The organism is Wohlfahrtiimonas larvae (assembly GCF_002006755.1).
GTDB classification, from domain to species: Bacteria; Pseudomonadota; Gammaproteobacteria; order Cardiobacteriales; family Wohlfahrtiimonadaceae; genus Wohlfahrtiimonas; species Wohlfahrtiimonas larvae.
In genome coordinates this window covers 1-1065 of sequence record NZ_MVDO01000201.1, presented here as the reverse complement: position 1 = coordinate 1065, position 1065 = coordinate 1, and the positions used below count along the sequence as shown (strand labels likewise).

The window sequence follows — 1065 nt, the reverse complement described above, 5'->3', positions numbered from 1 at the left end:
GATCACCTACAGTAATATGATTGACATGAATGATCTTGGAACGTAATTCTAAAATAGGTTTTAAACCAATATCTGCACCAGTTTTACCATCGAAAGGTGATGCGCCATATAGAGATAATCCTGCACGTACAATAGATTGAGCTGGCTTATTATCATAGAAAATGTGCGCTGAGTTTGAAATGGTTGCTTGGATCGTAGGATCCAATTTCGCCATGATTGCTAATTGCTTTTCCGTTTCAGGTGATAGTTTTTCATCTGCTGAAGATAAATGTGTCATCACTTGGATGCTTTTCACATTCGCTGATTCAGATAATAAATGATGATAATGTGCCAATTGTTCAGCTTGAATGCCCAAGCGATTCATTCCACTATTTACTTTGATGAAAACATTGATGGGATTTTGTAATTTAGCTTCTAATAAGCCATTCAATTGGTGTTCATTGCCGATTGCTGGCCAAAAATTGAATTCATCACATAAGTTATATTCATAATGTTCGAATACGCCTTCGAGTAAAATGATGGGAATATTTGGGCTAACTTCACGAATAGCTTGAGCTTCTTCAATGGCTGCGACTGCAAAATAATCTGCATGGTTCTCAATAATTGGGGCAACGAGTTCGACTCGATGACCATATGCATTTGCTTTTAAAACTGTGCACAAGCTGCTTTGTGGCGCTTGTTGTTTTAAAAAGACGACATTGTGTTGTAATGCACTTTTAGAGAGATAAGCTTTTAAGGGACGCATATAAACCTCAGTTGGCTGTTTGGGTAATATAAAGAGCGCAATGATTATGCTTGGAAAGAATGCAGCATGCAAACGAATAAGTGGAAATTATAAAATAGCCACTATAATAAAGGAGTAAGTTCTCAATAGAACAGTTGATTAAGGAATGAAGCGATGATGGATTTTGCAAAGTTGGTTGTAACAGGTGCGGATGCGCGTAATTTTTTGCATGGGCAATTGACAGCGGATATGGATCATTTAGATTATTTGTATGATCATCCAGAAAATTCTGGATTAGGTGGTTTGTGCAATGTAAAAGGAAGATTAGAAGCCGTATTTTG

1 protein-coding gene is annotated in these 1065 nt (G+C 37.0%); it reads right to left on the bottom strand.

All coding sequences use genetic code 11. The features are described 5' to 3' along the window. Nucleotides 1-745 (bottom strand): alanine racemase (gene alr / locus BZK14_RS10760; RefSeq protein WP_077926492.1); only part of this gene is annotated, 745 nt, incomplete at its 3' end. Nucleotides 746-1065: the final 320 nt, after the last annotated feature.